Here is a 16,382-nt window from a genome sequence, read left to right as displayed (position 1 = left end):
GGTCCACGGTGCTTCACCGAGACAGTGCCCTCCCCGGCAACCTTTACCAGCTCGGTAGCCCCACACAGATCCCCTACCTGACGGTTGTGACTCCCTGTGGGCCGTTGTCAAGGAGATACCGGAATCCGGCCTCGTCAAGGATGGGACGGCCCAGGTCTCGCGCTTTGGTCTCTTTGGATCCTGCGTTTTCCCCTACGACGACGTAGTCGGTCTTCCTGGAGACGGACCCCGCCGCCTTGCCTCCACGCGAGACGATGGCCTCCTTAGCCTCGTCACGACTAAATCCCTCCAGACTTCCCGTGACGACAACAGTCAGCCCTTTGAGGGTCTGCTCAGGGGCCTCGTCGCGGTCATCGGCCATCCGCACTCCGGCTGCGGCCCATCGACTGACGATCTCCTGATGCCACTCGACGTCAAACCATCGTTTGACCGATTCGGCGATAATCTCACCGACTCCGTCAACTCCCGCAAGTTCCTCGACGGACGCTTCTCGGATCGCCTCAACGGACCCGAAGTGGGTAGCCAAGGCTCGGGCCGCTGTCGGTCCGACATGACGGATAGACAGAGCAACTAGCACTCGCCACAACGGTTGTGACTTGGCCTTCGCCAGCTCGTCGAACATCTTCTTCGTCGTGGCGGTCGGGACCGAAGGTTTTTTCGCCGTCGCCTTGGTGAAGAAATAGGGCTCGAGCTGCCAGGGGCTCAGCTTACCGCTAACTTTCCTGCGACGCCATACCTTGACCCCGGCAAGGTCGTCGGGCTGTAAGTCGAACAGACCGGCCTCGGAACTGAGCACTGCCGTCTGCCGTTCTGGGAGTCCCTCAGCGGCCTCCTCATCCTGCGGACGCTGGTTTTCCGGATCGGTCAGGGCAATAGCCGCCTCCCAACCGAGGGCTTCAATGTCGAGGGCACCGCGCGATGCTAACCCGAAGACCCGCTCGCGCAACTGAGAGGGGCAACCCTTGGCATTGGGGCAGCGAAGATCCTTGTCACCATCCTTTTCGTAAGCTAGCTCCGTCCCACAACTCGGGCAGCGGTCGGGCATAGAAAATTCCCGCTCGCTGCCGTCGCGCAGCTCCACAACAGGGCCAAGGATCTCCGGAATAACGTCACCAGCTTTACGTAGAACCACGGTGTCACCAAGGAGCACCCCCTTGCGCTTAACTTCGAAAGCGTTATGGAGGGTAGCCATCTCGACGGTGGATCCAGCAACTGTGACCGGTCTCATGACCCCATAGGGGGTGACGCGCCCGGTCCTCCCAACACTGACGCGGATGTCAAGGAGTTCGGTGTTGACTTCTTCCGGCGGGTACTTGTATGCGATGGCCCATCGGGGAGCCCGCGACGTGACTCCTAATTTGCGCTGCAGACAGACATCATCAACCTTAATCACCACCCCGTCGATCTGGTGGGAGGCTTCGTCGCGAGACTCGCCCCAATGGGTCACGAAATCGTGCACCTCATCGGCGTTCTCCACGATCTTGAAGTACGGCGAGACGGGTAATCCCCACTGCGCGAGCTTGTCGTACGCATGTCCCTGACTGGGGAAATCGTGGCCTTCCACCGCCCCAATACCGTGGACGATCATCGATAGGGGCCGGGACTCCGTCACCCGAGAGTCCTTCTGCCGCAGCGAACCAGCAGCCGCGTTGCGCGGGTTAGCGAAAGGGTTCTTGCCTGCCTCGATGAGAGCAGCGTTGAGGTCGGCAAAATCAGCGACCGGGAAAAACACCTCGCCACGCACCTCGAGCAGCCTAGGGACATCGTCACCGGTCAGTTTTTGGGGTATCGCCGCGATAGTACGCACGTTCGCGGTGACGTCCTCGCCGATACGGCCATCCCCCCGCGTCGCCCCGGATATCAACTGCCCGTCCCGGTACACGAGGTCGACCGCCAACCCGTCAATCTTGAGTTCGCAAAGGAAACCGGGGATCTTTCCGACGGCGGCAACGACCCTGCTCATCCATTCTGACAGTTCATCCCGGGTGAAGATGTTGTCCAGACTCAGCAACCGCTCGAGGTGTTCAACCGGGGCGAAATCTGTCACCCGCTGTGGAGCCCCGACCCGCTGAGTGGGCGAGTCGGGACTGCGTAACTCCGGATGGTCGTCCTCCACTTTCTTAAGCTCGACCATGAGCTGGTCGTATGCGGCGTCAGACATCGTAGGAGCGTCGTTAGCGTAGTAGGCGTCCTGGGCGTCAAGGATGCGCTGGGCCAGCTCAGTCCAACGGTGACGCGCCTCGGCCCCCGCCTCACTCGCCTCCAACTCGCCACCTCGGGTGGAATCGTCAACCATGGTCCCATCCTTGCGCAGTTCACATACTTGTGCACTCACCGACTGTCGTCCAGGCTCATTGCAGAAGCTCTTGCCTAGGCAATGTGAACTGCTTAAGGTCTTGGCTTCCTTGATTATCGACGCGACAATCGAACGCGTATCCATCAAAGATCGGACCTACGGTGCGAGTCCGTTTAAGTTCGAAAACCGAGGTAGACCGTCACCTTCTCAAAGCCACCAAAAGCTCGCCAGCCTCCTCGCCTTTAGGCACCGGAGAGACCACCGGACCGAACAAAGCCAGACCGTTGATATGGATAACCGGGGCGCCGACGTCCTGTCCGACCGGATCCATGCCCTGATGGTGGGAGGCGCGCATAACCTCATCGAACTTATCCGTGGTCGCGCACCCAGCGATCGACTCGTCGCATCCGCACTCGGCCAGGACAGCCTGACTGTCTCGACACTGCGCTCCCCCCCTTGCCGAAGTGGTAGCGAGTTCCCAGCGCCGTGTAAAAACCACGAACGACCCCTGCCCATGCACCTGCGCCACACCAGTCGCGACCTGCGAACCAATCCGCGGTTTATCCGTCTGAGCGCGATAGTCGTCGGAGAGGTCGCATCCTTCATTGAGAACGGCCAGACTCATGGCGTGGAAGACGGTGTGGACGTCACGGACTTTCTCTACCCCGAGCATCCAACGCGACGTCATCCACGCCCACGGGCAAGCTGGATCAAACCAAAATCAACTGTCGCCGTCACGGCATCAGCCACCCGTGAAAGCTTATCCAGGCAACGACGAACCTTTGCATTGTTCGCGTATGGCGCAGTATAGGCACAGACCGCAGTTCCGCATCCGCGAGACAGCCAAAGGTGAGAACGATAGAGTCTCAAAGGAATTGTTGGGTGCATTTCGTGTGCTCATAACTAACGCATGTTTCACGGAGGCATGATGAGTTCGGTTAACATCACTCGTCAGGAGGCGCAGCAGCGCTCCCAGGTCATCACGGCGCACAGCTCCAAGGTGCTCGTTGATCTTTCCGGACGTGATCCCAATGGCGACCCGCTCAGCGAACCGACTGAAACCTTCGTCTCCTCCTCAACAATTCAGTTCTCATCGACGGGCGGAGAGAGTCATCTCGACCTCATTGCTGAGGGCGTCTATGCTGCCGACCTCGACGGCACCCCATTGGATCCCGCCGCATTTTCACATAATCGTTTCCCATTCACGGCTGAGCCGGGAACCCATGAGATCACCGTCACCGCACTGTGCCGCTACTCCCATTCCGGTGAGGGCCTACATCGTTTTGTTGACCCCGCCGACGGCAAGGTCTACCTGTACACCCAGTTCGAGATTGCTGACGCCAGGCGCATGTATGCCAACTTCGAGCAGCCCGACCAAAAAATGACGTTCGAACTGCAAGTCATTGCACCTACCGATTGGGTCATCGTTTCTAACTCCCCCACCCCGGAACCGACCGAAGATCCGCGGGAGGGGATGTCGCGCTGGTCTTTCGAACCCACCCTCCCAATTTCGACTTACCTCACGGCTCTCATCGCGGGGGAATATCACGTGGATCACGGGACAATCCATACCGCGTCTGGAGAAATTGATGCCAATATTCTGTGCCGTCAGTCGATGAAGGAATACCTCGATGCCGACCGTATCCGAACCACCACCCAGCGCGGATTCGAGGTCTACGAAGCCGAGTTCGGGTACCCCTACCCGTTCGACAAATACACCCAATCCTTCGTTCCGGAGTTCAATGCGGGCGCCATGGAAAACGTCGCCTGTGTAACTCATCGCGATGATCTACTCTTCCGCTCCCGCGTCACTTCGGCTGCATACGAAAACCGCGATAACACCATTCTCCATGAGCTTGCCCATATGTGGTTTGGCGATCTCGTCACAATGAAGTGGTGGGACGATTTGTGGCTTAACGAGTCTTTCGCCGAGTGGGCCTCACACCACTGCCAGGAAAAGATCGTCGAGAAACATGGCGGCACCAACCCGTGGGTCTCTTTCGCCAACCAGCGCAAGACCTGGGGTTATACCCAAGATCAGTTGCCGACAACGCACCCCATCGCAGCCGATATGGTCGACCTTGACACCGTCGAACAGAACTTCGACGGAATCACTTACGCCAAGGGTGCATCGACCCTCAAGCAGCTGGTGGCCTTCGTGGGAGAAGCCGAGTTTCTTACCGGGGTCCGCACCTATTTTGCCGAGAACGCCTTCTCGAACACCGAGCTCAAGGACCTGCTGCACCAGCTTCAGATAGCGTCAGGACGCGACCTATACACCTTCGCCGACCAGTGGCTTTGCACCCCCGGGGTCAACACAATTCGCCCGGACTACGACATCGACGAGGATGGCAACTTCACTCGTTTCGACGTCATCCAGACGGCCATCGAGGAATACCCAACCCTGCGCACTCACCGTCTAGGAATCGGCATCTACACCTTGACCGACGGCACGCTGGTTCGCACGGAGCGACTCGATGTGGACATACACGACGAGCGCACCCCGATCGCGGCCCTCGTTGGGCATGCCCGTGGCGATCTGGTGCTGCTCAACGATGGCGACCTCACTTACGCAAAGGTACGTCTGGACGATCACTCGATGGCCACCCTCATTGACCACATCGACGCCCTGTCCGATCCGCTAGCCCGCGCACTGTGCTGGGGCTCGGCGTGGGACATGTGCCGCGACGCCGAAATGCGCGCTCAGGACTACGTCACCTTGGTTGGCAAGGGTCTACCCAACGAATCCGACCTCACCGCCGTAACGACGCTCATCCGCCAGGCAGCCACCGCCGCGATCACGTACACCAGCGCCGAAGCTCGTCAGGAGGTCCGCGACCGTCTCATCGCCATCCTCGCGACTGGCCTCCGAGATGCCGAGCCCGGTTCCGACCACCAAGTTGCCTACGCCAACGGTTTGGCTGCTGCAGCCACCACAGAGGCCGCAGACCTGCTCAAGGGGTGGCTATCGGGGGAGGAGGTCCCAGAAGGGCTCGATATCGACCAGGGCATGAGATGGCACATCGTCACTGCGCTTGCCAGGATGGGCCAGGTCGGTGAAGACGAAATCGACGCCGAGCTGCAGCGAGATAACACCATCTCTGGTTCCGAGCAGGCCGCCGGGGCTCGTGCCGCACTACCGACAACCGCAGCCAAACAGGCGGCCTGGCAGCGTGCCACCACCGATGACTCGGTGCCCAATGAGACCTACCGTCAGTTGGTCATGCAGTTCATTCAGCCTGATCAGACCGAGGTTCTCTCCCCGTACGTCGATCCATATCTTAAGTTGTGCAAGGCTATTGATTCCCGCGAGGGTCAGTGGGCCAAGGCAGGTCACGCCCAGGTGCAGAACGCCTTGATGTGGCTGTTCCCGAATACTGAGGTTATCGACGCCTCCTGGCTCAGCAAGTTAGACGGCTGGGTTTCCGAGAATGACCTCGGCAGCACGGTCCGTCGCGTTCTTGCTGAACGCGCTGATAGCGCCCGCCGCACGCTGCGCTGCCAGGAGGCTAGCCGCGGGCGAGACTGGTGAGTGACGATAACAGTGGCCTCGAATCGTGTATTCGAGGCCACTGTTATCGTCGTCAGACAGCTGGTTGAAGATCAGTCAGAATCCTTGGTGTTGCGCCCCTTCGCGAAATGCACTCCCCACCCGGTGAGGGTGAAGAGGACGGCAGTGGCGATCGGCCACACGACGCACAGCATGAACAGGTGAACGGAGCTGTAGTTGGCCTCGGGCCAGCCGGGCAAAGTTTTCATGGGCACGAAGACCAGCGCATCAATCATGAACTCAGCGTAACGCCCATGACCATACCGCGCATCGACTAGGAATCGAGCCAGCCAACGTCCTCGGGTAATTGGCAACTTCCTTTGCATGAGCCTTGGAAGGGCTGGCTATGAAGGCAGCGGATCCACAAATTTTCGGCGGGAATGGGCCCTCTGCTCTGGGAAATGTCCTAGGTCACGTGGCTAAGAACATCGACACCCTCCGACCAGCTGTAGAAATGGAATCGGGTCGCAGGACACTTATTGTCACTTTTCTTGATGATATTGACGTCCCTAACAATGTCATGTTGGCTCTACTCGGCGTAAGTCAATATCCCAGTCACCCAAAACGAATTGTAGGGAAAGGTGCGAATATCAACGTCTCGCCTCTGAGCAAGTTGATCCTGGCGGCAACGCGAGTGGTTCCTGGTCCTTGAGGAAGTTCATCGGGATAGAGGAGGCCGGTCCTACCGAAGGAGGGGCAAGGATGACGGTGTTAGCTTTGCAGCCGGTTTGGGAGCTAACTCCAGTGTTCGGCTGAGGTGCGGCATTGGCGGCGCTGGGTCAGTGAAGCAGCAACAGTCACCGCGAGACCGACGGTCACACAAACGCTGGTGGAGGTGAGGTGCCTGTGGCCAGCACTAGACTGGTTGAGATATCCCTTTGTTGCCACCGCCGCTGACGTGACAACCAGGATCGCATATGCCCCCAGTCCCCGGGAGGAATCGCATGAGTGACACTGCGCTGCAGACCGCCGAGATCGGCGTCATTGGAATGGCTGTCATGGGCTCTAACTTGGCCCGCAATATGGCCCATAAAGGTTTCCGCGTCGCCATCTACAATCGCACTTCGTCACGTACCGATGAGGTGATAGCCGAGCATGGCAGCGAAGGAATATTTTTGCCTTTCCACGACCTGGCCGACTTTGTAGCCAGTCTCGAACGCCCGCGCCGCATCGTCATGATGGTCAAAGCGGGCCGCGGCACTGATGCTGTCATTGAAAAGATCACCCCTCTCCTCCAGCCTGGTGACGTCCTCGTCGATGGTGGTAACGCTTACTTTGGTGATACCCGCCGCCGTGAGGCGGCCATTCGCCCCACCGGCATCCATTATGTCGGCACCGGCATCTCCGGCGGTGAGGTCGGTGCCCTTGAGGGTCCGTCAATCATGCCCGGCGGGTCCAAGGAGTCTTACGACGCCATCGGACCGGTCTTGGAGAAGATTTCCGCCCAGGTCGACGGCGAGCCTTGCTGCGCATGGATGGGTACTGACGGCGCCGGACATTTCGTCAAGATGGTCCACAACGGCATCGAGTACGCCGATATGCAATTTATTGGCGAGGCTCACGCTCTACTGCGTGCCGCCAGTCTGACGAATGCCGAGGCCGCCGATGTCTTTGAATCGTGGAACCATGGCGACCTCAATTCCTACCTCGTCGAAATCACTTCCCAAGTGCTGCGTGCTAGGGATCCTCGCGACCCCGCTACAGACCTCCTCGACGTCATACGTGACGAGGCTGGAATGAAGGGAACGGGCACCTGGACCGTCCAGACTGCTCTTGAGCTTGGGGGGGACGTTTCCACTATCAGCGAGGCCGTCTTCGCCCGGTCCGTCTCCAGCGCCGTGCTGCTACGCAAAGTCGGCCAGCAAGCCCTTGAGGGGCCTGAGCACACCATCACTGTTGCGGACCGGCAGGCCTTCATCGACGACGTCCGTGATGCCTTATGGTCGGCGAAGGTGGTGGCCTACGCGCAAGGTCTCGATGAGATTCGTACCGCGGCCGCCGAGTACCACTGGGAGATCGATATGGGCCAAGTCGCGTCAATCTGGCGTAACGGCTGCATTATTCGCGCACGTCTCCTCCAACGGATCAAGGACGAGTACGCCGCCGGTGACCTCACTACCCTCCTTGAGGCCCCGTCCGTGAGGGCCGAGCTTGCACGCTGCCAGCAAGCGTGGCGCCGGGTCGTCGCCCGCGCTGTCGAGGCCGGCGTTCCAGTTCCGGGGTTCTCCTCAGCCTTGGGCTACTACGACCAAGTTCGAGCCCCTCGTCTTAACGCTGCACTTACCCAGGGCCTGCGTGACCTCTTCGGTGCCCACACGTACCGTCGGATCGACGATGAAGGTTCCTGGCACGTTAACTGGTCAGGCGACGGTCGCGAAGTCCGCGCCGACTGATCTTGCTTTCACAGTGGCAGCCATTCGTGACCGCCACCTCGTCCCTGCCCCACAACAACCCCATGAGGACCCCATGACCACCTCCCCCACGACCAACGACTGGTGGAAGTCCGCCGTCGTCTACCAGGTCTACCCACGTAGCTTCGCCGACTCGAACGGAGACGGCATCGGCGACGTGCCTGGCATCATCAACCACCTCGGCTACCTCGTCACCTTGGGTGTCGATGCCCTGTGGATCTCACCGTGGTATCCCTCCCCTATGGTTGACGGCGGATATGACGTCAGCGACTACTGTGACATCCACCCGGACTTTGGCACCCTTGCCGATGCTGACGCCCTCGTAGCACGGGCGCACGAATTGGGTCTGCGGGTCATCATTGACCTCGTCCCAAACCACTCCTCCCAGGAGCATCCATGGTTCAAGGAGGCGTTGGCCGCAGCTCCTGGCTCCCCGGAACGCGACCACTACATCTTCCGTGATGGCCGTGGCGAGAACGGCGAGCTTCCCCCAAACAACTGGCCTTCAGTGTTTGGCGGCTGCGCCTGGGAGCGCATTACCGAGCCTGACGGCACCCCCAGTCAGTGGTACCTGCACTTTTTCGACGCCTCCCAGCCCGACTGGAACTGGGAGAACTCCGACGTCCTCGAGGAGTTCGACCGGGTGCTGAGGTTCTGGTTCGACCGCGGAGTCGATGGTTTCCGCATCGATGTTGCCAACTCGATGGTCAAGGAATCTGGTCTGCCGGACCTCCCCGACGGCCAAAAATTCGGTGAGCTCGTCGGAGATAGCCCGATGTGGGATCAGCCCGGGCTTGCGCCCATTCAGCGACGTTGGCGCGCTATCGCCGACGAATACGCCGATACTCCCGAGGGCCCCCGAATGTTCGTTGCCGAGGCCTACCTCCCCCATGACCGTCTGGTCCGATACCTCGAGCCAGACCGGCTGCACACGTCCTTTAACTTCGAGTTCCTTATCTCGGCGTGGAAAGCCAGCTCGCTTCGCACCACAATCACCGACTCGCTAGCAGCTCACGAGTCAGTGGGTGCTAGTGCCACCTGGGTGCTTGGTAACCACGACAGCTTCCGCCCAGTGTCCCGTTACGGCAAGGAGATTTCCGGGCTGGATTTCTCCGATCAGTCGGCTCCGCACGCCCAGTTCCATGGCACCCCTACCGATGTGACGTTGGGACGGCGTCGAGCCCGGGCAGCCGTTATGCTGGAGCTGGCCCTACCTGGGGGCGCATATGTCTACCAAGGCGAGGAGCTTGGCCTGCCGGAGGTTGAGGATCTTCCCGAAGAAACCCTTCAAGACCCCACCTGGGAACGCTCTGGACACACAGATCGCGGTCGTGACGGGTGTCGCGTTCCCATGCCGTGGAGCGGCACCGACGCCCCCTATGGGTGGTCAACATCCGCGAACACCTGGCTCCCCATGCCGAGCAATTGGGCCGAGTGGACCGTCGAATCTGAACAGCAGGATGCGTCGTCCTTCTTTGTCCTCTATCGCACCCTGCTCGTCGAGCGCCATGTCAACCCGGCATTGGGTGCGGGAACGATGACGTGGAACGAGTCCAGCGACGAGGTTCTCGACTTTTCCCGCGAGCCAGGCTTCCGGTGCATCGTCAACTTCGGCACCAAAATGGTGACAGTGGACGCTGACGCGGTCATGGCATCGTCGATTCCGCTGGAGATCCAAGGCAAGACGGTATCGGTCGGGCGCGACCAGGCCGTCTGGTTGCGAGTCTGAACGTCGATCACACGGTGACGAGGTGGGTTGACAAGGCCTGCCTTGTTTGGTCGTCGATGGGCACTGAGGTACCCGTCTCCGGGTCTACACAGACCAGCACGGTGGCGGCGTCGAGGGCTGATCCTTCTTGGGTGGCGATCGATCCGGCCAACGTTATTGACGACGTTCCGAGCCGTGTCAGGGCGGTATGAACTCGGCATGACCGCTGGGCCGGTAGAACTTGGCGACGGAACCGGATATCTTGACGCACAACGACCCATAGATGGTCACCAGCTCGTCCCATTCCTGGCGACCACGACGTCGTCGCCAGGATTCTCGCTTCTTGCAGGTACCCGGCCAGACTCACGTTATTGACGTGGCCTTGACGGTCGACATCGGACCAGCGGATTGGTACCTCGACAATGTCGCCTGTCTCGGACACGTCCACCACTGTGATGGGCTTCCACTGCTGTGACTCGACTTTCATGGATTCGAACGCGCCACGCTCACCATCGGTGAGGGGTCGGGGACGACCGGTCTCGAAATCGAAGGGGCAGATGATTCCCCGCGCACGAGCGACCTCAACGTCGTGGTGCCAGGCGCGATAGTTGAGGACGGTCCGGGCTGCGCCGAGCTGGGAGCACCCCACAGCTACGCGTAACGGGCTACCATCAACCACGAAGGGAGCGAAAAATTCCACGTCTTGACTGACGACGACAATTCCGGTTTCAAGCATCTCCTGAGCGCCGTTGGTGTAGAACGCTTGATTGCGTGACTCCTGCACAAGCTCGCTAATACGAACGTTATTGACGTGCTCCTGCGCGTCCATATCGGACCAGCGCAGTGGAATATCGACGACGACAGCTCCGGTCATGACGCGTCGCTTCCCTGTGCTGCGCCTGGTTGATCGTTTTCGTCAGCGAACATCTCGTCAAGGAGGTAGGAGTATTTTTCAGCCACCACCCCACGACGCACTTTGAGGCTGGTCGTCATCGAGTGAGCATCCTCTGTCAGGTCGTGGTCAAGAATGGCGAATTTCTTGACGGTCTCCCACCGTTCAAGTCGCGAATTCGCCCGATCGACGTACACCTGAATACTTCGACGCACACGAGGGTCTGCGGAGAGCTCGGCATAGTTGGCATCAGGCCTGCCGTGTCTCTTGCCCCAAGTCATGAGCGCGTCTTTATCGAGGGCGAGGAGGGCAACGGCGTATTTGTGCCCCTCGCCCAGCACGACAGCGTTAGACAGGTACGGGCAGTTGGCCATGAGAGTGGCCTCGACCTTCTGCGGGGCGACGTATTTGCCACCAGAGGTCTTAAAAAGGTCCCGTTTACGATCCGTGATACGCAAATAGTTTTCTTCATCGAATTCACCAATGTCGCCGGTGTGGAACCAGCCATCTGTGAATGCCTCGACGGTCTTCTCGGGTAGGTTGTGGTAGCCACGTGCCACGATCGGCCCAGCAACCAAAACCTCACCATCCTCTGCGATGCGCGCCAGACATCCCGGCGCGACCGGCCCCACAGTTCCCGAACGAATAGCGTTAGAGCCACTGAAGAAAGAAACCGCTCCGATCTCGGTAGCCCCATACCCCTCAACAATGGGAATCCCAGCCGAGAAAAACCACTGCTGCACCTGCTCAGAGAGTTTAGCACCACCACAAATCATGAACTCGATTTCGCCGAGTTTGCGGCGCAAGGTGGAGAACACCAGCGCATCAGCAATCTTCAGCCTGGCGGCCAAGGTGACCGGCAATCGGTCACTGGTACGACGGTACCGCTGTGCGTCCCGGCCAGCAGCAAAGGCCCACCTCGAGACTCGGCTCGCCAAACGTCCCTGCGGGTAGGCCGTCATCACCCCAGCACGGATTTTCTCAAAAATACGGGGCACACCACACATGACCCGGGGTTTAACCTCGCCAAGGCTACGGGCCAATCTCGGAATGCGCGGCTCGACGGCCTGAGTGATGCCAATCTCCACGCAAATTGCGATAAGGCATTTACCAAAAGCGTGGGAAAGCGGCAACCACAACAAATGAACATCCCCGCCTCGGAACACATCGAGGCTCTTCCACGCCTGCCCCATATAGGTCCAGGCGCGGTGAGCCAGTTCAACTCCCTTGGGGGTGCCAGTAGTGCCTGAGGTGTAGATCAGGGTGCATAGGTCCTCGGGCTCGATCGAGTCGATCATGCGACGCACAAGATCTGGCTCAACAGCCAGACGACGCCGCCCGTGAGCGATGACGTTAGCCATAGTGGTGAGGCGGTCATCGCTGACCCCGGTCTCCTCAGAGTCGTCGACAAAGCTAATGATGTGACGCACGACCGCGTCAACGTCGGGGCGCCCCTGAATCTTGGCAACCTGAGCCGTCGAGTCGACGAACAGGATGGACGAGTCTGAGTCGACCAGGATGAAGCTGGCTTCTTCTGGCCCCGAATTCGGGTAGATCGTCGTGGTTGCGCCGCCTGCGCAGGAAATGGCCATATCGGCAATGATCCACTCGGTACGAGTCCCAGAGAGCAGGGCGACGCGCCCCTCACGGGGAAGACCTAGTTCCATCAGCCCGGCAGCAACCTCGTGGGCCTGGCGACGAAACTCAGCGAAGGTCATCGGAAGCCAGGTATTGGGCCCGTCGTCGGGGCCTGAGGGCGTCAAGAATGCAATGCAGTTGGGATGAGCATCTGCCTGACGATCAAGCATCGCCGCAAAGTTCTTTGCCGAAGCCGCGAGGAGCTTCCTCTGCACAGCAAGAGACTCCTCGTCACTGATACGGCTCATGAATTCACCCTCTCCTCAGTCAAAAAATGACTTCTGCCACGCTATTGCATGTTTCATTGGCCAGTCCCCACAACTCCCGGTATCAGCTATGGGCGGTTGTCGACAGGAGTGGGGCGGAAAGCGCCACGAGTACGATGATGATCATGTCACAGGGCGGCTCTAGGCGCAGCATTCATGAGGGTGACAACGAGGCATTTGATGATGCCGAGCCTCAGATGGGGAGGTCGGCTGCTAATCCCTGGTTGAGCATCGAGCAACAGCGCGTCTGGAAAGCTTGGCTTCTCGGGTCCGCGCGTATCACCTCGTACCTCTCAGAGAATCTACATCTCCACGGCCTAGAGCTGTGCGAATACGAGATCCTGGCCAGCCTCTCGGAAGCTGACGGCTACGCAGTGCGGATGTCTGTGCTTGCCACCGAGGTGCATCAGTCGAGGTCTCGACTTACCCATGCTGTTGAGCGACTGGAGGGTCGCGGACTCGTCACGCGAGAACCCGATGCCCGGGATCGTCGCGGGGTGGTGGCCCGGTTGAGCCCTGCCGGGATGGACTTGCTGCGTCAGGCCGCCCCCGACCATGCCCGTGCAGTTCGCCACATTTTCGTCGACCCGGTCGACCCCAAGGATTTCGCAGCCATGGGACGGGCCATGAGAGCGGTGCTCTGCGTGCCAGACTGAAGTCATGACGGCCACCACGGACATTCTCCAGGACTTCCGATCGGCTCTCAGAGGTCTCGATACCTCGGCCGTGGAAATCCTCGACGACTCCCGGCTAGCGCGCGCTCTCTATTCTTCCGACGCCTCGATCTACCGCGTCGTCCCTACCGCTGTCGCCCGTCCCCGTAGCACTGACGAGCTGTCTGTCCTTGTGACGGCGGCACGTCAGGTAGGCCTGCCCATCACCACCCGAGGAGCCGGTACGACCTGCGCTGGCAACGCGGTGGGAACCGGGCTGATTATCGACACTTCGGCCTATCTCAACCGCATACTCTCCCTCGATCCTCAAGCCCGCACCGCCGTCGTCGAGCCTGGTGTCGTCCAGGACTGGTTGCAGCAGACGGGGGCCCGGCACCAGTTACGCTTTGGCCCGGACCCCTCCACATCAACCCGCTGCACCATCGGTGGGATGATTGGCAATAATGCTTGTGGGCCGCGTGCGCTGGGGTATGGCCGCACTGGGGACAACATCGTTGATCTCGACCTCCTCACCGCTGACGGCCATGTAACGACCCTGCGCCGTGGAGACCTCACTGTGCCTTTCGCCCAACGCCTGGTGGATCTAGCAGACGCTAATCTCGCGACGATCCGGACCGAGTTTGCGGCTTTTTCCCGTCAGGTTTCCGGGTACTCTATGGAATGGCTGCTGCCGGAACATGGCCGCAACTTCCCCGCCTTCGTTGCCGGCACTGAGGCCACATTGGGCATTGTGACGCGGGCCACCGTGCAGCTGGTTCGCGAGGCTCCCTACGGGTTGACCGTCGCGCTGGGATACCCGTCCATGCCTGAAGCCGCTGACGCCGTGACTGCCCTCTTGCCGTTCTCGCCGGTCGCATGCGAAGGGTTTGGTCGCCGGATCGTTGACGTGGTGTCGCGGGCAGGGCGACCGGTTCCCGGCCTTCCCCGGGGTGACGGTTGGATGTTCTTGGAGCTGCGCGGCGATAAGGAGACCGAGGTGGTCTCGCGGGCCCAAGAGATGGTTGCCGCCAGCGGGTGCCTGGATGGGTGGTCTCCGATCCCAGCCAGGCTGCGGCGCTATGGAGAATCCGCGCAGATGGTGCAGGTCTAGCCGGGGTCAGCCTTGATAAGCCAGCCTGGGCAGGGTGGGAGGATTCGGCCGTTCCGGCCCGCGATCTCGGCACCTATCTCCGCGACTTCGAGGCTTTGCTTGACGATCATGGCCTACACGGTCTGCCCTACGGACACTTCGGGGAAGGATGCCTGCATTGTCGCATCGATTTCCCGCTAGATCAGCCCGATGGGCCACAGCGCTATCGCTCCTTCGTTACGGAGGCGGCTCAGCTAGTGGCCCGGCATGGGGGTTCGGTCTCTGGGGAACACGGCGACGGCCGGGCTCGGTCTGCCTTGCTGGATTCGATGTACTCCCCCGACGCTCTCGGCCTGTTCTCCAAGGTCAAGGCCATCCTCGACCCGGACAACCTGTTTAACCCGGGCATTCTGGTGGATCCGGCACCGGTAGAGGCCGATATTAGGACCCACGAATCGGCTCTTTCCCCGATCGCCATGTCGCACCCCGAGTTCGCCGCCGACGTCCATCGGTGTACCGGGGTGGGAAAGTGCATCGCCCGTACCGCCCCTGGCGGGGTGATGTGTCCTTCCTACCAAGCGTCCGGGCTTGAGGTCGATTCCACGCGAGGTCGGGCCAGCGTGCTCAAGGAAATGGTCAACGGCACTCTCATTAACGGCTGGGACTCTCCCGAGGTGGAACGGGCGCTGGATCTGTGTATGGCCTGCAAGGGGTGCGCCCGAGATTGCCCCACCGGAATCGACATGGCCAGCTACCGCAGCATGGTTCTTGACGAGAAATACCGTCACCGGCCGCGCCCCCGCTCTCACCTGACGATGGGGTTGCTTCCCCGCTGGGAACGGGTGCTCACTCGGGTCCCAGGAGTGCCATCCCTGGCCAACGCGGTGCTGTCGGTACCGGTCTTCGCACGCCTTGCCAGATGGACAGCTGGGGTGGACCAGCGTCGTCCCCTCCCCCGGTTCCAGGCCTCGGCCAGGTTAGCTAGCCCACAGGTCGCCTCGGTTGAAGAGATCGTGACGGATCAGGACACGTCGCCTTCGTCTGCCACCAGGACCGACTCAGCCTCACCGGGTTTCCGGACCCGCCGCAACCATGACAAGGGCGATGTTGTGATCTGGGTGGATTCCTTCTCCGACATGCTCGAGGGATCGGATCTCTCGGCGGTAGTCACGGTGCTTGCCGAGGCCGGCTATCGCCCACGGGTCCTCGCCGACAACGTCTGCTGCGGGTTGACGTGGATCACTACCGGTCAACTTGACGGTGCTCGGCGTCGGCTGCGCGCTGGTCTCGACGTGCTGGCACCCCTGTCCGACGCCAGCGTCCCAGTCGTTGGGCTAGAGCCGTCCTGCACCACCGTCTGGCGTGATGACGCACTCCGCCTCCTGCCAGATGATCCGCGCGTTCACCGGGTAGCCAGAAACATGCATACCGTCGCCGAGATGCTTGAGGCAGCGCAGTGGACCCCACCCTCGCTAGCAGGCCACACCGTCGTCGCTCAGCCCCATTGTCATCACGCGTCGATCCTCGGGTTCAGCCCCGATAAGCGTCTCCTCGAGGCCGCCGGTGCCACCGTCACGGTCGTCAGCGGATGCTGCGGCTATGCCGGGAACTTCGGTGTTGAAAAGGGCCACTATGACTTCTCGGTGAAGGTTGCTCAGCATGACCTGCTGCCAGCCATCGAGGAGGCTGGTTCTCAGGCCATCATTTTGGCCGACGGATTCTCGTGTCGACGCCAAGTCTCGGACCTCACTGGACGGCGTGCTCTGACCCTCTCCGAGCTCTTCGCCTCGCGCGTGAGGTGACAATTCATTCTCCGCCCTCGGGTTCTGCCATACCCAACTAGATAGACAGACATACTAGTAACAGTTATGATGTAGT

Annotated in this window: 9 protein-coding genes and 1 pseudogene; 5 read left to right on the top strand and 5 right to left on the bottom strand. The window is 60.5% G+C overall.

The window, feature by feature from the left end; translation table 11 throughout:
• Positions 1–73 precede the first annotated feature (73 nt).
• Entirely contained in the window at positions 74–2,296 is a 2,223-nt protein-coding gene (ligA, locus tag F1563_RS11735) for an NAD-dependent DNA ligase LigA (protein WP_002527104.1), read from the bottom strand.
• A 199-nt stretch (positions 2,297–2,495) separates the two neighbouring features.
• Positions 2,496–2,984, bottom strand: a complete 489-nt coding sequence (locus F1563_RS11730) for a mycothiol-dependent nitroreductase Rv2466c family protein (protein WP_227432011.1) — start codon at positions 2,982–2,984, stop codon at positions 2,496–2,498.
• A gap of 222 nt (positions 2,985–3,206) precedes the next feature.
• Between F1563_RS11730 and pepN the strand changes: the two genes are divergently transcribed.
• Positions 3,207–5,828: an aminopeptidase N gene (gene pepN, locus F1563_RS11725; protein ID WP_002527106.1), complete on the top strand. Its 2,622-nt coding sequence runs from the start codon at positions 3,207–3,209 to the stop codon at positions 5,826–5,828.
• A gap of 71 nt (positions 5,829–5,899) precedes the next feature.
• On the opposite strand, the gene F1563_RS11720 is transcribed toward pepN, so the two are convergent.
• A complete protein-coding gene (locus F1563_RS11720; protein WP_036958265.1) occupies positions 5,900–6,082 on the bottom strand; it encodes a hypothetical protein in 183 nt (60 codons plus the stop codon).
• Between the two features lie 708 nt (positions 6,083–6,790).
• Here F1563_RS11720 and gnd point away from each other — a divergent pair.
• Positions 6,791–8,239 (top strand): NADP-dependent phosphogluconate dehydrogenase, encoded by a 1,449-nt coding sequence (gene gnd, locus F1563_RS11710; protein WP_002527110.1) that lies wholly within the window; start codon positions 6,791–6,793, stop codon positions 8,237–8,239.
• A gap of 73 nt (positions 8,240–8,312) precedes the next feature.
• Positions 8,313–9,986: a glycoside hydrolase family 13 protein gene (locus F1563_RS11705; RefSeq protein ID WP_007433578.1), complete on the top strand. Its 1,674-nt coding sequence runs from the start codon at positions 8,313–8,315 to the stop codon at positions 9,984–9,986.
• 7 nt (positions 9,987–9,993) lie between these two features.
• Here the strand turns inward: F1563_RS11705 and F1563_RS11700 are convergent, their stop codons facing one another.
• Together F1563_RS11700 and F1563_RS11695 are read right to left on the bottom strand one after the other, a co-directional pair.
• On the bottom strand, positions 9,994–10,839 hold the full coding sequence (locus tag F1563_RS11700) for an acyl-CoA thioesterase (RefSeq protein WP_002527112.1): 846 nt from the start codon (positions 10,837–10,839) through the stop codon (positions 9,994–9,996).
• Positions 10,836–12,743, bottom strand: a complete 1,908-nt coding sequence (locus F1563_RS11695) for an AMP-dependent synthetase/ligase (RefSeq protein WP_002527113.1) — start codon at positions 12,741–12,743, stop codon at positions 10,836–10,838. Before F1563_RS11695 ends, F1563_RS11700 begins: the two co-directional genes overlap by 4 nt.
• 134 nt (positions 12,744–12,877) lie before the next feature.
• Between F1563_RS11695 and F1563_RS11690 the strand changes: the two genes are divergently transcribed.
• Together F1563_RS11690 and F1563_RS13730 are read left to right on the top strand one after the other, a co-directional pair.
• On the top strand, positions 12,878–13,417 hold the full coding sequence (locus F1563_RS11690; RefSeq protein ID WP_007433579.1) for a MarR family winged helix-turn-helix transcriptional regulator: 540 nt from the start codon (positions 12,878–12,880) through the stop codon (positions 13,415–13,417).
• Between the two features lie 4 nt (positions 13,418–13,421).
• Positions 13,422–16,306 (top strand): annotated as a pseudogene (locus F1563_RS13730) (FAD-binding and (Fe-S)-binding domain-containing protein).
• The last annotated feature ends 76 nt before the right edge of the window (positions 16,307–16,382 follow it).

Source organism: Cutibacterium modestum, assembly GCF_008326345.1.
Lineage (GTDB): Bacteria > Actinomycetota > Actinomycetes > Propionibacteriales > Propionibacteriaceae > Cutibacterium > Cutibacterium modestum.
Note: the sequence above shows the minus strand (reverse complement) of the source record. Positions and strands in the feature narration are given on the sequence as shown.

Excerpts from the sequence above, each read along its gene's own strand:
- F1563_RS11695 (WP_002527113.1), bottom strand. The coding sequence starts at position 12,743 with ATGAGCCGTATCAGTGACGAGGAGTCTCTTGCTGTGCAGAGGAAGCTC.
- F1563_RS11690 (WP_007433579.1), top strand. The coding sequence starts at position 12,878 with ATGATGATCATGTCACAGGGCGGCTCTAGGCGCAGCATTCATGAGGGT.
- ligA (WP_002527104.1), bottom strand. The coding sequence starts at position 2,296 with ATGGTTGACGATTCCACCCGAGGTGGCGAGTTGGAGGCGAGTGAGGCG.
- F1563_RS11730 (WP_227432011.1), bottom strand. The coding sequence starts at position 2,984 with ATGACGTCGCGTTGGATGCTCGGGGTAGAGAAAGTCCGTGACGTCCAC.
- pepN (WP_002527106.1), top strand. The coding sequence starts at position 3,207 with ATGTTTCACGGAGGCATGATGAGTTCGGTTAACATCACTCGTCAGGAG.
- gnd (WP_002527110.1), top strand. The coding sequence starts at position 6,791 with ATGAGTGACACTGCGCTGCAGACCGCCGAGATCGGCGTCATTGGAATG.
- F1563_RS11700 (WP_002527112.1), bottom strand. The coding sequence starts at position 10,839 with ATGACCGGAGCTGTCGTCGTCGATATTCCACTGCGCTGGTCCGATATG.
- F1563_RS11720 (WP_036958265.1), bottom strand. The coding sequence starts at position 6,082 with ATGATTGATGCGCTGGTCTTCGTGCCCATGAAAACTTTGCCCGGCTGG.
- F1563_RS11705 (WP_007433578.1), top strand. The coding sequence starts at position 8,313 with ATGACCACCTCCCCCACGACCAACGACTGGTGGAAGTCCGCCGTCGTC.